At 60.6% G+C, this 19,727-nt stretch carries 16 protein-coding genes; 5 read left to right on the forward strand and 11 right to left on the reverse strand.

Annotation, left to right across the window (positions count from 1 at the left end; translation table 11 throughout):
* From H7A19_07240 to rfbB, 6 genes are all read right to left on the reverse strand, one after another.
* Positions 1–690 carry a response regulator transcription factor gene (locus tag H7A19_07240; GenBank protein ID MCP5474624.1) on the reverse strand — a complete coding sequence of 230 codons (690 nt, stop codon included), beginning with the start codon at positions 688–690 and terminating at the stop codon, positions 1–3.
* A 94-nt stretch (positions 691–784) separates the two neighbouring features.
* Positions 785–2,197 carry a mannose-1-phosphate guanylyltransferase/mannose-6-phosphate isomerase gene (locus H7A19_07245; protein ID MCP5474625.1) on the reverse strand — a complete coding sequence of 471 codons (1,413 nt, stop codon included), beginning with the start codon at positions 2,195–2,197 and terminating at the stop codon, positions 785–787.
* Positions 2,191–3,153: a dTDP-4-dehydrorhamnose reductase gene (gene rfbD / locus H7A19_07250; protein MCP5474626.1), complete on the reverse strand. Its 963-nt coding sequence runs from the start codon at positions 3,151–3,153 to the stop codon at positions 2,191–2,193. The genes H7A19_07245 and rfbD overlap by 7 nt, the downstream gene beginning before the upstream one ends.
* A gap of 3 nt (positions 3,154–3,156) precedes the next feature.
* The gene (gene rfbC / locus H7A19_07255; GenBank protein MCP5474627.1) at positions 3,157–3,708 is read right to left on the reverse strand and encodes a dTDP-4-dehydrorhamnose 3,5-epimerase; all 552 of its coding nucleotides are present in this window, start codon (positions 3,706–3,708) and stop codon (positions 3,157–3,159) included.
* A complete protein-coding gene (gene rfbA / locus H7A19_07260; GenBank protein MCP5474628.1) occupies positions 3,705–4,589 on the reverse strand; it encodes a glucose-1-phosphate thymidylyltransferase RfbA in 885 nt (294 codons plus the stop codon). The genes rfbC and rfbA overlap by 4 nt, the downstream gene beginning before the upstream one ends.
* Positions 4,586–5,653: a dTDP-glucose 4,6-dehydratase gene (gene rfbB / locus H7A19_07265; GenBank protein ID MCP5474629.1), complete on the reverse strand. Its 1,068-nt coding sequence runs from the start codon at positions 5,651–5,653 to the stop codon at positions 4,586–4,588. The genes rfbA and rfbB overlap by 4 nt, the downstream gene beginning before the upstream one ends.
* 1,034 nt (positions 5,654–6,687) lie before the next feature.
* On the opposite strand from rfbB, the gene H7A19_07270 reads away from it, so the two are divergent.
* The 3 genes from H7A19_07270 to H7A19_07280 all read left to right on the forward strand — a co-directional run bounded on the left by H7A19_07270 (position 6,688) and on the right by H7A19_07280 (position 9,603).
* On the forward strand, positions 6,688–7,059 hold the full coding sequence (locus H7A19_07270) for a BlaI/MecI/CopY family transcriptional regulator (GenBank protein MCP5474630.1): 372 nt from the start codon (positions 6,688–6,690) through the stop codon (positions 7,057–7,059).
* Entirely contained in the window at positions 7,046–8,566 is a 1,521-nt protein-coding gene (locus H7A19_07275) for a TonB family protein (GenBank protein MCP5474631.1), read from the forward strand. Before H7A19_07270 ends, H7A19_07275 begins: the two co-directional genes overlap by 14 nt.
* A gap of 488 nt (positions 8,567–9,054) precedes the next feature.
* The gene (locus H7A19_07280) at positions 9,055–9,603 is read left to right on the forward strand and encodes a transposase (protein ID MCP5474632.1); all 549 of its coding nucleotides are present in this window, start codon (positions 9,055–9,057) and stop codon (positions 9,601–9,603) included.
* A 192-nt stretch (positions 9,604–9,795) separates the two neighbouring features.
* Here the strand turns inward: H7A19_07280 and H7A19_07285 are convergent, their stop codons facing one another.
* From H7A19_07285 to H7A19_07295, 3 genes are all read right to left on the reverse strand, one after another.
* The gene (locus tag H7A19_07285) at positions 9,796–10,599 is read right to left on the reverse strand and encodes a hypothetical protein (GenBank protein ID MCP5474633.1); all 804 of its coding nucleotides are present in this window, start codon (positions 10,597–10,599) and stop codon (positions 9,796–9,798) included.
* Positions 10,596–12,365 (reverse strand): hypothetical protein, encoded by a 1,770-nt coding sequence (locus H7A19_07290; protein MCP5474634.1) that lies wholly within the window; start codon positions 12,363–12,365, stop codon positions 10,596–10,598. Before H7A19_07290 ends, H7A19_07285 begins: the two co-directional genes overlap by 4 nt.
* Before the next feature lie 160 nt (positions 12,366–12,525).
* Positions 12,526–12,933, reverse strand: coding sequence for a hypothetical protein (locus H7A19_07295; GenBank protein MCP5474635.1), 408 nt, complete (start codon positions 12,931–12,933; stop codon positions 12,526–12,528).
* A 541-nt stretch (positions 12,934–13,474) separates the two neighbouring features.
* Between H7A19_07295 and H7A19_07300 the strand changes: the two genes are divergently transcribed.
* Positions 13,475–14,824, forward strand: a complete 1,350-nt coding sequence (locus H7A19_07300; protein ID MCP5474636.1) for a hypothetical protein — start codon at positions 13,475–13,477, stop codon at positions 14,822–14,824.
* Between the two features lie 116 nt (positions 14,825–14,940).
* Here H7A19_07300 and H7A19_07305 read toward each other — a convergent pair whose 3' ends face one another.
* Positions 14,941–15,900: a hypothetical protein gene (locus H7A19_07305; GenBank protein ID MCP5474637.1), complete on the reverse strand. Its 960-nt coding sequence runs from the start codon at positions 15,898–15,900 to the stop codon at positions 14,941–14,943.
* Between the two features lie 422 nt (positions 15,901–16,322).
* On the opposite strand from H7A19_07305, the gene H7A19_07310 reads away from it, so the two are divergent.
* The gene (locus H7A19_07310) at positions 16,323–16,970 is read left to right on the forward strand and encodes a peroxiredoxin (protein MCP5474638.1); all 648 of its coding nucleotides are present in this window, start codon (positions 16,323–16,325) and stop codon (positions 16,968–16,970) included.
* 141 nt (positions 16,971–17,111) lie between these two features.
* Here H7A19_07310 and H7A19_07315 read toward each other — a convergent pair whose 3' ends face one another.
* Entirely contained in the window at positions 17,112–19,346 is a 2,235-nt protein-coding gene (locus tag H7A19_07315; GenBank protein ID MCP5474639.1) for a polysaccharide biosynthesis tyrosine autokinase, read from the reverse strand.
* Positions 19,347–19,727: the final 381 nt, after the last annotated feature.

The raw sequence follows: 19,727 nt of genomic DNA on the forward strand, positions 1-19,727 counted from the left end.
TCAGGTACCCGAACGCTCAAGGCGATAGCCGTGCTGGTACACCGAAATCAGACGCCAGCCATTCGGCTCGTCAATCTCCAGCTTCTTGCGGATTCGGCTGATATGGGCATCCACGGTGCGGGTGGTGATGGTCTGGCTGCGACCCCAGACGCGCTCCAGCAGCACGCCGCGCTTCACCAGGCGTCCGGCATTGGCGAACATGTAGGCCGCCAGATCGAATTCCTTGCTGGTCAGCTCCACCGGCTTGCCGCGCAAACTGATTTGACGATGTCCCACATCGACCGTGTAGGGATCACATCCGGCCAACACTTCGGCCGGCTGAATGGCGCCTGCGCGGCGACCCACCGCCTGCACGCGGGCCATCAGCTCGCGGCGACGCGGGGGCTTGACCAGATAGTCGTCAGCACCGGCCTGCAATGCCGCCACCACGTTCTCTTCCGAATCCTGGGCAGTGATGAACACCACCGGGATACGCCCCAGAAAGCTCTGACGCACCCAGGTCAGCACATCCATGCCGCTGGACTCGGGCAACACCCAATCGAGCAGCAACACATCGGGCACGTCGCGATGCAGGGCACGGGTGAGATCGCCACCTGATTTGTACCAACGCACGTCATGACCTTCCTCCGTCAACCAGTGGCTGATCATTTCGGCCTGGTCTGGATCATCTTCGAGCAGATCAATACGCATCTAGTTGGCACTCCCGTCGCTTCGCGCGATTCTGACTGTACATGAATGTTGCGAGTTTACCTGAACGAAGGCAAGACTCTGTAGCGCTTCTTGTTCAAACGCGACCGTAACGGTCTTCGTAGCGAACGATATCGTCCTCGCCGAAGTAGTCGCCGCATTGCACCTCGATCAGACTGAGATCCTGATCCGTGGGGTTCTCCAGGCGGTGCAGCGTCTCCACCGGAATATGCACTGATTCATTGCTCTTGAGCAGGAATTCGCGATCGCCGACCCGTACTTTTGCGACGCCCGACACAACCGTCCAGTGTTCGCTGCGACGATGGTGCATCTGCAGCGACAGCACATGGCCGGGTTTCACCACCAGCCGCTTGACCTTGCAATCAGGTGCGTCCTCGATCACCGAGTAGCTGCCCCAGGGGCGATGCACGGTCGAATGCACATTGGCCGCTTCGTGATTCTGCGAGCGCAACTCGTCGACCACCTGCTTGACCGCCTGGGCCTTGTTTCGGGTGCTCACCAGCACCGCATCGCCGGTGTCGACGATGACCAGGTCATCCACGCCCACCGCCGCCACCAGGCGGCCCTTGGACTGCACATAGCAGTTGCGCGAATCCACCAGCACCGCCGGCCCGACGGTGCGATTGCCGTCGTTGTCGCCGGGATCAAGATCACTGATGGCCTTCCACGAGCCGATGTCATTCCAGTCGAAACTGGCCGGCACCATGGCTCGGCGTGCGGCCTTTTCCATCACCGCGTAGTCGACCGAAATGTCGGGCAACAGCGCAAAACTGTCGCGATCGAATTCAATCGGCCGGGCATCCGCCGGCACCTTGGCGTAGCAGGCACGGGCGGCGCTGAGCAGTTCCGGACAGGTCTGTTCCATGCTGGTCAGCAGCGTGCCGGCGGCAAACAGGAACATGCCCGAGTTCCAGTAGTAGTCGCCGCTGGCCACATAGCCCTCGGCCGTGGCCAGATCCGGCTTCTCGACGAAGGCTTCGATGCTGTGACCGTGCCCGAGGGCATTGCCAGCACGGATGTAGCCGAAGCCCGTCTCCGGACGATCCGGCTGAATGCCGAAAGTGACCAGATAGCCCTCGGCCGCCAGCGCCCGGGCGGAGCGCACGGCAGCGCCGTAGCTGTCCAGATCGCGAATCAGATGATCCGCCGGCAACACCAGCATCTGCGCCTCGGGGCCGTGACGACGGGCGATGTCGAGTGCCGCCATCGCCAGTGCCGGGGCCGTATTGCGCCCCAGCGGCTCCAGCAGGAAGCGCGCATCGGCATCGTCAATGCGACCGCGATACTCGTCGCGGGTGATGAAGTAATGGTCGCGCGAGGTGACCGTGATCACCTCCGGCCCATCGGCCACCGATTGCGCCCGGGCCAGGGTCTTGTGCAGCAACGACTGCCCATCGCCCATCTGCATGAAAGGCTTGGGATAGGTCTTGCGCGACACCGGCCACAAACGGGTGCCGGCACCGCCCGACAGAATCACGGGAATCAACATCGTTTCACCTCAAAGCCAGCGCCGGTCAGGGCTTGCCGCGCCTGCGCCAGTTCCAGCAGCGTTTGCCGCAGGCCCAAGCGCCAGGCCGGCGGCGTGATTTCGAAAATGGCCGACAAGCGGCGGGTATCCAGCACCGAGTATGCCGGTCGCTGTGCCTTCGCCGCGTATTCACCCGTGGCGATGGCGCGCACGGGCGTGACTCGCGGCAGCAAGCCGAGATCATGAGCCTGCTCGATGATGGCGCGGGCAAAGCCGCACCAACTGGTCTGACCCGCACACACCACATGACAGGGGCCTTCCAGCGCCGCACGATCGGCCGCCGCGGCGGCCAGCCAGCGCCGCACCATCGAGGCCGTGGTATCGGCCAGGAACCGCGCCGTGGTCGGACAGCCGATCTGGTCGTCGACCACGCTGAGCTCATCGCGCACGGCCGCGGCGCGCAGCATGGTCAGCAGGAAGTTCTTGCCGCGCGCGGCGTACACCCAGGCGGTGCGCAGCAGCAGATGGGCGCAGCCCGAATCCGCCAAAGCGCGCTCGCCGGCCAGCTTGGAAGCACCGTAGACGCTGACCGGCCCGGTGGCGTGATCCTCACGCAGCGGGCTCTGATCGCCACCGGCGAAGACATAGTCGGTGGAGTAATGCACCACCAGCGCGCCCAGCTGTTTCGCCGCCGCACCCAGCTCCGCCAACGCCAGATGATTGATGCGATTGGCGATCTCCGGCTCGTCCTCGGCCAGATCAACCGCGGTGTAGGCAGCGGCATTGATGATCACGGCCGGTGCCAATTCGAGCAGCCGCGACTTGAGTGTCGCCAGATCGCCGATGTCGAGCGCCAGATCCACACCCAGCGCGGCATCGACCAGGCGGTCGGCGGCCACGATCTCGCCCATGCCCGACAGGCTGCGCACCAACTCGAACCCCACCTGCCCGGCGGCGCCCAGAATCAGGATACGCATGGTTCAGAGCTCCGGCAGATCATGCAGCGCCACATCCTTGAGTCGCGGCGCCTGCTGATCCTTGCCCGACAGCAGCGGCGACTGCGTGGGCCATTCGACGCCAATATCCGGATCATTCCAGGCCACCGATCGATCGCAGCTGGCGTCATACAACTCGGTGCACAGATAGGAAAAGGTGGCGTACTCGCTGGTGACAACGAAACCATGCAGGAAGCCGGGCGGCACATACATCATGCGGTGATTATCGACGCCGAGCTCGGCACCGAACCATTGTCCGAAAGTAGCGGAACTGCGGCGGATGTCGACCGCCACGTCGAAGACACTGCCTTCCAGCACCGACACCAGCTTGCCCTGCGGCTTGGGCCATTGATGGTGCAATCCACGCAGCACACCGCGGGCGGAGCGAGAGGTGTTGGCCTGCGGAAAATCCGTCGGCAGGCCGTGCTCGCCAAAACGGCCGCGGTTGAACGCCTCGAAGAAATAGCCGCGGGCGTCGCCATAGACGGCCGGCTCGATCAGCTTCACGCCCGGCAGCGGGGTGTCCAGCACCTTCATGCGCGCACCAGATTCTTGAGGTAGGCGCCATAGCCGCTCTTGGCCAGCGGCTCGGCCAGTTTCAGCAGTTGCGCGGCATCGATCCAACCCTGCTCGAAGGCGATTTCCTCGGGGCACGCAATCTTCAGGCCCTGACGCTCTTCGATGGTCTGGATGAAATTGCCGGCTTGCGTCAGCGAATCATGGGTGCCGGTATCCAGCCAGGCATAGCCGCGACCCATGCGTTCCACCTGCAGGCTGTCGTCCTGCAGATAGCAGCGGTTGAGATCGGTGATCTCCAGTTCGCCACGCGGCGAAGGCTTGAGGTTGGCAGCAAAATCGCAGGCGCGGGTGTCGTAGAAATAGAGGCCGGTGACGGCGTAGTTGGATTTGGGTTTGGCCGGCTTTTCCTCGATCGACAGCACCTTGCCATCGGCCCCGAACTCGGCCACGCCGTAGCGCTCGGGGTCACGCACGTAGTAGCCGAACACCGAAGCCCCCGAGGTGCGCGCATCCGCCCGCGCCAGCATCTGCGACAGGCCCTGCCCGTAGAAGATGTTGTCGCCCAGAATCAGGCAGGAGGGCCGATCACCCACGAACTCGCGACCGATGATGAAGGCCTCGGCAAGTCCATTGGGCTGATCCTGCACGGCGTACTGGATGTTCAGACCCCACTGCGAACCATCGCCCAGCAGCCGCTGGAACAGCGCCTGCTCGTGCGGCGTGTTGATCACCAGAATCTCACTGATGCCAGCCAGCATCAGCACGCTCAAGGGGTAGTAGATCATCGGCTTGTCATACACCGGCAGCAGCTGCTTGCTCACCGCAATGGTCAGTGGGTGCAAACGGGTGCCGGCGCCACCGGCCAGAATGATGCCGCGACGTGCGCTTTTGGTTTTCATGTCGAAGCCACCAGCCCGAGGCGTTCGCCACGGTAGCTGCCATCGCGGATGTGCTCGCACCAATCCTGATTTTCCAGATACCAGTCAATGGTGCGGGCGATTCCGCTCTCGAAGCTCTCGCTGGGTTTCCAGCCCAGCTCGGACTTGAGCTTGCTGGCATCGATGGCGTAACGCCGATCATGTCCCGGCCGATCGGCCACATAGGTGATCAGCTCACGGCGTGCGCGGCCATCGCCCAGCGGCCGACGTTCGTCCAGCAGATCGCAGATGCGCTGCACCACCGTGATGTTCTGGCACTCGGCATCGCCGCCGACGTTGTAGACCTCGCCCACCCGACCGCCTTCCAGCACCGCGCGGATGGCCGCGCAGTGATCGCCCACATAGAGCCAGTCACGCACGTTCAAGCCATCGCCATACACCGGCAGTGGCTGCCCCGTGAGCGCCTTCTGGATCATCAGCGGAATCAGCTTTTCCGGAAACTGGAAAGGCCCGTAGTTGTTCGAGCAATTGGTGGTCAGCACCGGCAGCCCGTAGGTGTGGTGATAGGCCCGCACCAGATGATCCGAGGCCGCCTTGCTGGCCGAATACGGCGAGTTCGGCGCATAGGGCGTGGTCTCGGTGAACTTGCCCGAGTCACCCAGCGAGCCGTAGACCTCATCGGTGGACACATGCAGAAAGCGAAAGGCTGCGCGTGCCGACTCATCGAGCCCGCGCCAGTGCGCCAGCGTGCACTGCAGCAGATTCAAGGTGCCCACCACATTGGTCTGCACAAAGGCCGCGGGCCCCTCGATGGAGCGGTCGACATGCGACTCCGCCGCGAAATTGACGATGGCATCCGGCCGGTGCTCAGCCAGCAGCCGTGCGATCAGCTCGCCGTCGCGGATATCACCGCGCACAAACACATGGTCCGGATTGTCCGCGACCGCCGCCAGCGACTGCAGATTGCCCGCGTAGGTGAGCGCATCCAGATTGATGATCCGCACACCCCCGCGCGCCAGCGCAGCGAGCACGAAATTGGCGCCGATAAAGCCCGCGCCGCCGGTAACCAGCCAGGTTTTTTGCATGGGAGACCCAAAGAGTTCGGAGAGGACCGCGCCGGAGCCACAAGCCCCGCGCAGCAGAGCACGCCAGATCACGCACCCTAGCAGCCTGTCGGACTTGAAAGATCGAAGCGAAAATTCGACTGCGCGAGGCCAGATTTTGACGATTTTGCAGGGCAATAGTTCTTCTATTGCCCAAAAAAGCGGCGAAATATGGACCGCGCAGGCGGATTTGCAGCCGATTCTTTTCAAGTCCGACAGGCTGCTAGGCACAGACCACAGCCCGCACCCCAAGTTCGCAAGGATACAAGGGATGGGTGGGGCGAGTCTTGCAGGCGGTGCTCAGGCTGACGCCCAAGCACCACCAAGGTGGGAAAGCGTCACGGCGTGATTGCGAGCCACCTGTGTCGGCCCGACACTGCGCACCGGCCGTGAACCCGCCGTCGTAGGTCATGTTGTCCGCGTCAGCGGACTACGTGACATCGAGTAGCGTCACGTAGCTCGCTACGCGAGCAACGTGACCTACAACGGCAAATCAACAACTTACGAACTGGGTTCATGGAGAGCCACCTGTGTCGGCCCGACACTGCGCACGAGCCATGAACCCCCCGGCGTCATTGCGACCCCGGACTTGATCCGGGGGAAGCAATCCAGGGATGTGCGGCGCTAGCCTGGATTGCTTCGTCGCTGCGCTCCTCGCAATGACGTATGAACAACTTACGATATGGGTTCATGGAGACCGCAGCGAAGCAATCCACCCGCGCAACGCCACGCTTGCGCAGAGGGCCAGACGCAGAGCCCGTCACCAACTTCACCCTGCCCTGCGCGACCAAACGAAGCCGGTCTGCAAGACCACATGCCGGAGCAAGAAATGGATTGGCGGTGAGCGCAGCGAACCTCAACGACGAGGCGTCGCGGCATCGGCGATGTTGGGGTGCGCTGCGCTTACCTCAACCCATGCGGGCCATGCAGACTGGCCCCGGCTTGCACCTATCGATTACTCATGTAATCATCGCCACCGATTACACATGTAAGCGAATCGCATCATGCGCTCGGACATTGAGGTCAGTGAAGCCGAATCGGTGGTCATGGAGGTGCTCTGGGAGCGCCATCCGGCTGCCGCGGAAGAGGTCGTCGCCGCGCTGAGCGGGCGCCAGGACTGGCAGGAAGCGACCATCAAGACCCTGCTGAACCGGCTGCTCAACAAGGGTGCGATTCGTGCCGACAAGGAGGGTCGTCGCTACCTCTACTCACCGGTACTGGAGCGCGAGGCCTGGCTGTCGCGGCAGAGCGAAGGCCTGCTCGATCGATGGTTTGACGGGCGCGTGGCGCCGCTGGTAGCGCATTTCAGCGCGCAGCGCCGCCTGAGCGAGCGCGATATCGAAGAGTTGAAGAAGTTGATCGAGGGCCTTTCCGATGAGCGCAGCTGATCTTCAGGCGGGACTTTCCTCGATGCTGGCCCTGAGCGCGGCGGTGTTGCTGGTGTATGCGCTGCGCTGGCCGGCGCGCCGCTGGCTGGGCGCGCGGGTGGCCTATGCCTTGTGGTGGCTCCCGCCCCTGGCGCTACTGGCCAGCCTGTTACCAGCGCCGGTTCGGGTGATCGAAATTCCTTCGGCCTCGGCATTCACGGGATTGGTGACCACCACGCTACCCGCACTCGCCAAGCAGGTCGCCCCGAGCGGCGTGGCGGTATGGCTGTGGCTGATCGGCAGCGTCGCCTTCCTGTCCCTGCTCGGCCTGCGCCAATGGGCTTGCGTGCATCGACTGCAGCCGATGACGCCGGATGCGACAGGCGCATACCGCAGTTCCGCAATCTGCGCACCGATGGTGCTCGGCGGCTGGCGGGCACGCATCGTACTGCCGAGTGATTTCGAAGTGCGCTACACCGCCGAACAGCGCGACTGGATGCTCGCCCACGAACGCTGCCACCTGGCCGCATTCGACGTCCACGCGCATGCACTGGCTGCGCTGCTCGTCTGTCTTGCCTGGTGGAACCCGCTGGCCTGGTGGGCCTGGCGCAGCTTCCGCCACGATCAGGAACTGGCCTGCGACGCCCGCGTGCTCGACCAGCGCCGGCACCCGAGCGCTCGCCGCAGCTACGCCCACGCGATGTTGAACATTCAATTGGCCGGGCAGCGTGCTCCCACGCCACTCGGCTGCCATTGGCCTGCCGGCCATCCCCTGAAGGAGCGTATCCGCATGCTGTCCCACCATCTGCCGAATGCGAGCAGCCGTCGTCGCGGTTTCCTGCTGGTTGCCCTGCTCTCCCTGACCTTCTCGCTCGCGGTCTACGCCGCCCAACCGGCCAAGCTGGTCAGCGCCGAGGCACCACTGTATGACGTGCGACTGCTGCTGAGCCGCCCGGGCCAGTCGCCGGTCATGCCCAGCCTGATCGTCCGCGGCGGCGAACGCTCCGGCATCCGCAGCGATGAGGTCGAGATCGACCTCACCGTCACCGCCGGCAACGACAACCTGCTGTGGATAGCCACCGACATCCAGCTGGACGGAAAACCCGCCGGCGAGCCCACCCTCGCCCTGAAATCCGGCGAACCCGGATCGATTTCCGTCAAGCGCGACGACGGCAAGGACTTCGACCTCACCTTCTGGGTCAGCCCCCACCGCGGCGCCACACCGATAGACGGCCAGTCCGCCGATACCCTGGCCGACATACATACGCCCCCACGCTACCCGGCTCAGGCCCTGCGCGACGGCATCGAAGGCAAGGTCATCGTCGCCTTCCAGGTCGACGCCACCGGTGTAGTCCGCGATGCGCGCATCGAATCCGCAGAGCCGCCCGGCGTCTTCGACGAAGCCGCTCTCTCCGCCGTGCGCAGCTGGTGGCTGAATCCAGCCAACCACGAAGGCGCCCTGCCGAGCTGGATGCAATCGCCCATCCATTTCAAACTTGGAGAAGACGACGCGCCCCCCGCGAGCTGAGCGCCTGCGCGACACTCGGAAACGCGGATTGGCGACGAGAGAACCCACAAGCCGCGGAATCCGATCGATGCCGGTCGCAAGGCGGAACCCGCGCACGACCCATCTGGCACGTGCGATTCACTCCCACAGGCGGATTCCGCCATCGGCGAAGCCGCTGGGCTGGGGGCTGGCGCCCATGATCGCGGCGAACGGCGGAATCCGCACGATGGCGCCGTGCGGGTTTCACCCTTCCAAAATCCAGGCGATCCGACTCACGAGAATCTGCACCGAAGCAACGAATAGGTTGGCGGTGAGCGCAGCGAACCCCAACGGCTTGAGTACCCATCCTATGCGTTGAGGAGTGGGTTGGCGGTGTGCAGCGAACCCAAACGGCGTGGGGTTGCGCCATCACCGATGTTGGGATGCGCTACGCTTACCCCAACCTACTCAGGACTGTGGCCGAGGGGCAGCGAAAGCAAAGCTACCCGAGCATGTTGCATCATCAACCGATGCGATACCGACGCACCTGGCAACCGGGCGGCACCTACTTCGTCACGGTCAATCTGGCTGATCGCTCCAGCCGCCTGTTGGAAGCCCAAGTGGATGCCCTGCGAAACGTGGTCCGACGGGTCAAGGCACGTCATCCGTTCGCTATCCTCGCTTGGGTAGTCATGCCCGACCATTTGCATGTGCTTTGGAAGCTGCCTGACGGCGACAGCGACAACGCAACGCGTTGGGCGCTCATCAAGGCCGGATTCTCGCGCACCATTCCCGCCCGCGAACGAGTCAGTTCCAGTCGCCGCAGCAAAGGCGAACGCGGCATCTGGCAACGACGGTTTTGGGAACACCTCATCACCGACGAGGAAGATCTTTCCCGTCACTTCGATTACATCCACATCAACCCGGTCAAGCACGGCCATGCCCGACGAGCAGCCGATTGGCCTTACAGTTCCATCCACCGATACATCCGCGCCGGATGGATGACGGCCGAATGGGCCGCAGACCCCGAGGAAGCGAGCGTCGAAACGGGTGAGCGCAACCAGCCGCTCAAGGAATAGGTTGGCGGTGAGCGGAGCGAACCCCAACGCCGGGGCGTCGCGGCATCACCGATGTTGGGGTGCGCTACGCTTACCCCAACCTATGCGGGCTATGCGGGCTGAACAACGGCATGGACTTCAAATGAACGATCCCGATGGCTTCCGAAGTAAGGAATGTGACGGGGTTAGTCCGAGTGCCATAGCCACCTTATACTATTCGGCAGCCTTCGGCGACTCTTTCACATTTCCCTCGTAAGCGTGAGCAAGCGCCAACTCATGGTTTGATGCAACTGAGTATGCACGACTCACCGGAGCTGGAGGTTCCCTAAGCCCGAGAAGCACAACAAATAGGGCAAGTCCAAGAAACAATCCTACACCGAAAATTCCAATCAAGTCAGCTTCCCCGTTGTACCAGTGCCCGCCGAATGACCGAGTTGCCAAAATTAGCCCATAGAGCAACAGCCCATATAACAACAACGACAAGCCAGCTATGGTTGCGCACGCAAAGATTGTCGGACGATGATTGTTAGGAAAGAAGTCCACGAATACACCACTCTTTATTTGCATCTTATTTTGACCAATTCCACTTACAATTCTCGCCAAGGGATGTTTGGCGGAGGCAACTGGCCTAACGTCGACTCTCACTGGCGCATCCGAATCTACTGAAAATTCAAATGCCCACGTATCTTCGGGCGGAAACCGCATAAATTCAATCTCCCAACATTTAGAATGGGCAATTGAACTCCTGACTCTAGCGTTTCCACAATAGATAGCTGCGTCACCAAGATGAAGCCGACCTCCTTCCGACGGCCTAAAAGAAATTAAATGCTCTCCGATCAAGGGCACACGCTCCTTGTTATGAATCAATAGCTGAATCCTGTACTCGCGCTTGTGAGTCAGAGGGCAATCCCTTTCCCATCGACTGGCACCAAAGGTAAAGAAGTGCCGGGAGATCCAACTAAGGTACCCAGTCAGCAGAAGACCAAAAGAAGCGACCATATAAATATATGCGGTCATACTGTCTCCTCGAGCAAAGCCACCAAGCGCCGATCATCAACAATCTCGGCAATAGCAAATGCATGCAACTCTTTTCCGGAATAGACCACTCGACTCGCTCTTACTCTAGCCCACTGTCTCGCATGAATGACGAAACAATAAAATTCGATGCTCCCGACTTGCAGCAACTCCGCCAATTTGGACCTTTCTATCCTCTTGGCGCTTACCTCGCCATCACTTTGCCCGATATGACAAATACGCTCAACCTGTTTAAGCAGACTCATCCCGGCAAGACGCCCCTGTGTGCCGACGCCCATTATCTCCTCCATGCGATTGTTTGCATAGCTCACGATATCTAGAATGTCGCCGCTGTTCATGATCTCACAATAGCCGACCGGCAAACTCTTGAGCAAGGCCGCACGGTCGCGCTGCACAGCATCTCGCCGCAGGCTATTTCTTATGGAGATCAACAACCCGCCACCGATTGCAAGCAGAATTAATCCAACAACGAAAACTTCGATAATTGGCCTTGGTTTCGAGGCAGTCGCGATCCATCCTCCACGACCAAATCTAACGGGGGCTGGGATAAAGAACCCGTACTCGCCATCAACAAATATCGGCACTACCTGGCCACCAGAGCTATTCTTAGCTGAATCTGTTTCATAATTTGACGCATCATCGGGTTCGCGAAAAGAACCCTCAACATGACCTGCACGAGGCTCTTCCTCTACCCACCTAAAATTCACTGAAAGGACGCGATCCAGCTCGACTGACAAACTTTTGACCCCGGCGGCATTCAAAGCAAGATCCGTACAAATTACGCCCAACACTTCGAGACTGCCCGGTTGGTGACTGACGGTATTGCAGACGGTTTCGACAAAACCCTTCCCCGCAATATCAAGGTATGGCAACGTGTGGTAAGATTCCGCGGTCGGCTCCCACATTTTTCTGGCATATGAGGATTGCGCCCAAAGCTTTGTCTTGTTTGCATCTAGGACAGAGAAAGACGGCTCTGGCGACCAAATTCTCAGAACACTGTTGGGCGAAATGAAATAGGCCTGTACAAAATCAATGCGCCCTCTACCTCGAGTGTCGTCATTTGGCAAGAGCGCTACAACAGCATCAAGCAATTGGGCGACTGCTGCGTCCTTGATCGCACCGGGGCTGGGCAGCAAATCTTCGAAACCTCGCGACCGCATATTGGACATTCCAGCCTGAACTGGAATGATCGATGTTGCGCTCCCGACAGGCATCTCGTTGCACCAAGCCGTTAGTGACGTCGACTCAATGCCGCTTCTACAAGCATGCATATTGAGCGCCAAGAGTGCCTTGGATCGATCTGAATCGACCAAATCGAAATTTTCTCGCGCCTTATTTAGCTTGGCCATGAGGAACTCTTGATCTCTCAAGCTTCGTGCGATCCCAAACTGTTCAATCGCACCTATGCGATCCGAATCGAATTGACTTCCGGGCAATACCGCCAAAGTAGCCAAATTGATAAACGCTTTTCTGACGTCGCTCGCCGATTTTAGCGCAACGGATGTTTCCGAACTGAAGTCTTCGCGAAAAATTCGCTCAGCGGCTCGGGTAAGCAGAACCTGAACTCCCGCATAGGGAAGATCGTCCCGCGGCTCAATTTGCTGACGGAGGTTTTCTACCGCCTCGTGGGAAAGCAGTCTTCTAATATGGGTGTCTCTATTTACCCACGCGACGCAGATTGCACACCCTGTTGCCACAAAAAGGCAAGCCACCAATAGATATGCCTCGCCTTCGTTTAAAAGGCGCATCAATCGATTTCGCACCCGCTTCGGGAGTGTCCGCAGTACAGGGCCAAGTTCGTTGTTATGCGACATACGCAAGACTCGCCGACGAAGTTTTTCTCATTGTCATACAAGGACCTTCTGCTGGCCTAGCGGCATGCTAGGTTTCCTCGGGTAGTCAGATACGTCACCTCTCCCACCCCTCCTCCCCCAACTGCCTCTTCATCTCCGCCACATCCCGCAACTGCACCATCAAGGTGCCGTTGGTGGTGGTGCCGTTGAGGCCCATGTAGCTGTGGTGGCTGTTGTCCTTGAACAGCACGACTTGCTTGCCCTCATGGATCATGGGCACGAGTTGAATTTTTCGTGTCTTGCCGTTGGACATGGTCAGTTCGCGTTCGTACATGCCGGTGAAGGTTTCGGCGAACACGAAGTTCTGTTTGACCTCGTCGATGGAGACCATGAATTCCTTCTTCGACATATCGGGTTCGCCCGGACTAATGCTGGCGACGGCCGTTGGCAGATTGGCGGCCAGCAGGCCGGCGGCGAAGCCGGTGGCAATCAGCAGTGTGGCCTTGAGGGTGCTCAGGTTCATGACGGGTCTCCGGTGTTCGGCATGCGTTGATTGGAAGCTACGAGTTGAGCTCAACTCTGGCGCGTTTGGGCTCTTCGGTTGCAAGTGTCGCCAGGGCGATGATCGTCTCACGGGCGAGTTGATCTGTCGCTTTGAATGACCTGGGTATCGGATTGTTCTGCGGCGCGTCGATGTGAGAAATCGGGGTGGCGGGCACGACTCGGCGGCACGGGAGCTGCGCTGGGATCGCCGAGTTGTACTCGGCAGGCTTTGGCGTTTCCGGCGGGCGTGGGGGAGAAGCGTCCAGACGAGGCTGGACCTACAAATGCAGGAGGAGCGTCCAGACAAGTCTGGACCTACAGGAGCTTGTGAAGCGTCGGGGCTCGGTTGCACTGACAGGAACGGGATTGCTGGGTTGCAGAGGAAGAGCGCCGAGTGCAACTCGGCGATCCCAGGGGTGGCGGCATCGAAAGTAGCGATGCCTCGGTGCTTCGGCCGGTTGGCAGCGGCTCTCGCTGCATTGCGTATCTGATCGGGTATCTTCCCTGCGCAAGGCCAGATCATGTCCGTCCGTCGCCGTACCTTCCTGCATGCGGGGCTTGCTGCTACCGTCGCGGCTCTGTTGCCGGGTTCCGCCGCCCTCGCCGACTACTGGGTGCCGCCGCAGCCCTATTCGCCGCCGAATCCGGGGTCTACGCCGAGTTTGGCGGATTGGCTGGCGAGCCATTCTGTCATTGCTGACTCGATCATCTGGCAGCGCACCGATGGAGTGGTCGCCGCGTATCGCCAGTGGCCGCAGCGTGATCGTGATCGCCTGGCGATGTACTTTCACCTGGCATTCCAGGGCCTGCCGAGCGGGCTTCCGCTGTTTCCGGCGAATGTGATGCCGCTGCGCACCAATGCCTTCGGGATCTCTGCCAATGACGCGCGCGATTTCTACATGGCCTACGTGGGCCACATGCTGGCAGTCGAGGTGCGCGGGGATCTGGCCTGGTCGCTGACCTCCATCTGGAACTCGCAGGAACTGGAGATTCTGTTCGATGGGCGGCAGTACTTCGAACTCCTCCCTGATTCAAGCACCTATGGCACCGTGGGTCATTCGACGCTGGCGCCACCGGACTATGTCTATGGCTTCCTGCGCGCAAACCAGATGCTGGGCCCAGCACCCTCTGGGGCTACGGATCCATCCAGCGCGCGCAAGAGTGCTTACACCCGCCTTGTGTCCTGGTGCGGCGACAAGATGTCGCACTTCACTGGTTCGATCTCCAGCCTGGCCAATGCCGACGAGCACTGGCACTACCGCGGTCCGCCACCGGTGGCGCGGGTGATCTCCGGCACCGTCAACACCTCGTTTTCTCCGCTGCTGCATCACTTTACGGCCGGATGCATCGGAACGACTGCATTCCTGCGATCCGTCGCCCGTGCGATGAATCTGGCTGTGGAAATACGTGTGGTGGGAACACACACGGCGCCACGAATGATGGCCGACGATCTGTACCTGACCCACGGCGATGACCCCTACAGACGCATCCTGACATTGTCCACGGCACCCGTACCCGCCAGCCTCACCTGCCCGACCGAGGAGCTGTTCATTGACGGAAATACCTATTTCGACTGGTTTTTCCTTCAATTCTCTCCGTCGAACCCCAACAAGAACGTCGGCCGTCGAAGCACCGAACTTGCCGCCGCCTACCTGCCCCTGGGTCTGCTCGACTTCTACCTGCAAGATCAGCAGCATGGATACTCGCACGCCAACGGCACCGTGGCCGCCGCGTTGGCATCACGCTACAGTCTGGACGAACTCGAACAGATGCAACTCTGGCAGCAGATGGACAGCAAGATCGCCGCCCACGGTGGCCCCGCCGGAATTGCCGCTCAGATGGCCAAGGTGACTGCGGAGAAGCACGTCTGAGCATGAATCGGTACTCGGCATCTTCCGGCTTTGTAGTCGGTAGGCGTATGCAACTCGGTGATCCCCTGGCCGGAATGGGATCGCCGAGGTCAGCATTCACTGGCGACGACGCCAACTCACTTTCGCCTCAACGCCAGTCCCGAGAGCGCCAACAAGGCAAGTGCAAGGCTCGCCAGGCCGGTCAGACCCAGGGCAGGTGCAGGTGCGATCACAGCCGGCTGCTGGATGACCGCCGGAATGTCGCCGAAAGAGGTCGCTGCCTGAATCGTGGCGCTGCCGCCGGCCGGCACGGTCAGGTCCCATTGCAATGCGGCTCCGTTATCGATGCAGCTGCCTGGATTGACCGTATTGTTGAGTGCACCGGAATTGATCTGGCTCCAGATGCTGCTGAAGCTGTCGGCACTGAAAGCGGAGGGCGCCTGGATGCCTGTGGAAATGTGCAGAATGGTGTAGACCGGCGTGACGCCGGCACAAGTCTGGCCGCCCGGCGCCCCCGACATCGGCTCGCGGAAGGGAACGCCGGAATCGCTGCTGGCCAGAAACAGATCGCTGCCCAGAAACACCCGGGCCGATACGGAAGCGCCACCGGTGTTGCGCAGCGTGAACAACTGGCGGAAGAAGTTCTCGCCGTTGACGTAGGTCACCACCTGGGTGGCGATGAGCCCACCTGCGGTCGTGCCGGTGACAGTGACCGAATACGGTGAGGCCGCCGTGCCGGCCCCGGTAACTGCACTGACACTGCGCGCGCTGAAGGGCGTGTAGGTGCCTAACCCTGCCGTCGCGGTGCCCCCGGCATGATCGCTGAAGGCAGGGGCTGTCAGCGTTCCACCGGCACGAACAAACCAGCCCATGTCGGCAAGGTCGGCAACGCTCGGGTAGAACTGACCGGCACCAGGCGCAAGGTCAGAATAGACCTGGAAGGCGTGGTCATCGCCGACGTTGATCGTCAGCGGATTGCCCATGATCTGGGTCTGGTTGACCGTTCCACGGCTGGCCGAGGTGATGCCCTTGGCACTCAAACCGGTGGCGCCCAGCAGCCCGATGACCAGTGCTGCGACGAAGAGATTCTTGTTCATTGCTTATGGATGTCCTGATATGCGAAAGGGGCACCACAGCCTCGGTCGTCAACAACCGAGGCGCTTCTGCTGACGAAGGCTAATGAACGCACCGATCGATTTGCAAGAAGTTTTACAATTGGCGTGCATCGATGTCTTTCGCGAATGCAGGAGCACGGCTGGGGACGCTGCGTTGTTCGTGGCTGGGATCGCCGAGTTGTACTCGGCAGCTCCTGCTTCGGCCAGCGTAGCCGCGCACTGGGGCAGCGATCGAGTTCACAGCGCCTGGCCACCGACAGCCATAGCGACGGTCTATCGCAACGATAGCCAAAAGCTGCTGGCATATATCGTATATGACGCATATCTTATGTACAGGCACCCAAACATGTCGATGCACGACCTGCCGAAGCAGCAGCACCCACACAATGTCCAAGGAGATCATCATGTCCGAGACCACCCAGACCAGCGTTTTGCCTGGCCTCAATCGACCCGCGCCGGACTTCAATGCCAAGACCACCCACGGCCAGAAGTCGCTCGCCGACTATCGCGGCAAGTGGTTGATTCTATTCTCGCATCCGGCTGATTTCACGCCGGTGTGCACCACCGAATTCATGGCTTTCGCCCAGCGGGTGGACGAGTTCGCCAAGCGCGATTGCGAACTGCTGGGCTTGTCGATAGACAGTGTGCATTCGCACATCGCCTGGGTACGCAATATCGAGGAGAAATTCGGCGTGAAGATCACTTTCCCGATCATCGCCGACCTGTCGATGGAGGTGGCACATGCCTACGGCATGGTGCAACCCGGCGCCAGCGACACCTCGGCGGTTCGTGCAACTTTCCTGATCGATCCCGCCGGTGTCTTGCGGGCGATGGTGTACTACCCGATGAGCAATGGCCGCTCGATCGACGAGTTCCTTCGTCTACTCGATGCCCTGCAGACCAGCGATGCGAACAAGGTGGCCACCCCGGAGAACTGGCACAAGGGTGAGCCGGTCATCGTGCCGCCACCGGCCACGGTTGCCGAAGCCGAAGCCCGCAAGGATCAAGGTTACGAGTACACCGATTGGTACTTCAGCCGCAAGGCGATCTGAGCGCCTGCAAAAGGACGGCTTTAACGTTGGGGCGCCACGCCTGTGGCGCCCGATCCGCCACGCGCCCTGAAGTGCCGTAAACCCGGCGGCCGGGGGTTGGACATGCCAGAACCCAGCGACCCGAGCCGTGATCGCTCGCGATCAGGCGTTGCGGCGAGCACCGACGGGCTCGCCGTAGGAGTAGTTCATGTCGCCGATGTACTCCGCCCCGTGAACCGACGCGGGAGAGGCAAACTTGGTCATCAATGCGCCGACGATGTGGCCCCGCACGTCCACCAGACGCTTCAGTGCCATCCTTGCTGTCGCAATCCGCGCTGAATCGGACGCAATCACTACCAGTGTTCCACTGGCCATGCTTGCCAGAATGGGCGCGTCAGCCAACCCCAGGATCGGCGGGCCGTCGATGATCACTTGATCGAACTTGGACCCCACCAGCGCCAACAGGGCGGCCATCTTTTCCCCGGCGAGCAGTTCCGCCGGATTGACGGGAACGGGTCCGGATGGAATGAAGATGAGTCGACGTATTCTCGTAGGCCTGATGATGCCGGCGGGTTTCACGGCGCCGGATAGGTAACTGCTGAGTCCAATCCTGTTCTTGCCACCCAGTATGCGATGCAGCGAGGGATTGCGCAGATCGGCGTCGATCAGCAGTACCCGTCGTCCGAGAAGCGCGTACTCGCGCGCCAGGGCCAGGGCGGTTGTACTTTTTCCATCACCTGGCGACGGGCTGGTCACCAGCAGGCAGCGCGGCGAACCGGAATCCGTGGAAAACTCCAGAGAAGTCCGGGCCGATCGATAGGCTTCAGAAAATGTTGAGCGAAGATTTCGCAACATTTCCAGGGGGCGGCGCCCCTGTACCTTCGGAATGACACCCAGCACGCCGACTCCAAACAGGCTTTCGATCTGTTCGGGCCGCTTGACCTTGGCATCGATGAACTCCAGGAATGACGCCAGCAACAGGCCCAGAAACAGACCCAGTGCAGCACCCCAGCCGAGGTAGACCCTCAAGTTAGGGTCATAGGGAGCGTCCGGCACCAGCGCGGAATCCACTACACTGATGTTTCTCGATTGCAGATTGGACAAGGCATCGATTTCGCGGTAACGCTGCAGCAGTGTCGCGTACAGCTGCCGATTAGCAGCCGCATCTCGCTCCAGCACAGTGAAACTCCCGCGTCGACCTTGCAGCGCCAGCACCTCCTGGGACAATGAGTTCACCGCCGACTGCAACATGGCTTCCTTGTCCTGGGCCTGCGCGAGATTGGCCTCCAGTTCGCGCTTGAAGGCCGTGATCTCGTCGACCAGTTGCTGATCCAGGCGGGTGATCTGGTTCTTGATCAATAGCAGCTCGGGATATTCAGGGCGATAGATCAGCAGATTCTTCTGGTACTCGGCCTCCAGCCTTGCGCGTTCGCTGCGCATGCTCTGGATATTCGCGTTCTGCAGCAGCAAAGGGTGTGAATAGGCATCGGCTCGACGTGATGTCCGCAGGCGAGACTGGGCATTGATGCGCTCCTGCCGGGCAGAGGACAAAGAACTCACCAATGCCGTCAGGTCTTCCGAGGACAAGGAAGCGCGTTCGGAAACCTTGATCACGCCCTCGCTGCGGGCATGACCGGCCAGCGCCGACTCCGAATCCTCAAGCATGACCCGGATCTGCTCCAGACGATCTCGCAGAAACTCCTTGGCAAAAGCGTTGACCTCCTTGCGCCGCTCAGCTTGCGAGCGCAACAACTCCGTCGCAAACGCATTGGCAATACGGGCAGAAAGCGCAGCGTCAGGACTATCGAAGTGCAACCGGACCAGCAGCGAAGGAACCCATGGCGAAACCACGTATCCTGGCCTGTCGATACCCCACAGATTGTGCCAGCGCATGGTTTCGGCCGTTTTCGAATCGATGACCGGATCTATGACCAGACCAGCCCGGATCTGCGCGATCAACTCTTCGCGATCGCCATCCGCGGTGTCGCCCTGAACCTCGGACGCAGATTGTCCGGACACTTTGCCGGTGAACACCTGCCAGATAGATCGGCGATTGAGCACGGCCAGCGCAGGATCGTCTGAGAGGATCGAAGAAGCCACGGCCTCGGCGACGCTGCGGGTCGTCAGCAGTTGCAATTGGGTCTCGTAGAACTCGCCGTCACCCGTTTCCTCAAGGGGAGTAACGCCTGAAACGTTGACCGTATCGCTGGGCTGTCTCTCAAACTGCAGCAAGGCGGTGGCGCGATACTTGGGCGTGACTAGTCCGGCAAACACCAGTGCGCAGAGCGTCGATAGTACGATCGATATCAAAATGATCGATCGCCGCTTAACCAGCACCGGCCAGAAGCTCAGCAGGGAAACTTCGGCGCGTGCCCTCGAAAAATCAGTCGAGCGCATCAGAATCTGCGTGTTGGGGCAATTGGGACGGCGCACGCCCGGAGACATGATTGGTCAGAGAAAACTGCGATTGGCAATTCCCGCTCAAGCCACCGCCAGAACAGGCGGCTTCACGGCGATACGAGGAGCCGCTGCTTCGAGGCCGGTCCAAAAAATGCCCTAGGATCAATTGCAAATCACTCGTCATCGAATCATCCGAGATGTGGATTTGCCTGCCAGGCCCCGGTGGCCTATTTGCTCTGCCACCCAATTTGCTCAAGTGTGTCACGGCGCTCGCCCTTCGTTCAAGGCAAAGACTGATCGACGTGCGTGAAGCTCGCTTTTAATCGCGACCCTTCAGGGTTCGGCTGCAACCAGGCCCATCACGTCCTGACTGCCCTC

Source organism: Rhodanobacteraceae bacterium (assembly GCA_024234055.1).
Taxonomy (GTDB): Bacteria; Pseudomonadota; Gammaproteobacteria; order Xanthomonadales; family SZUA-5; genus JADKFD01.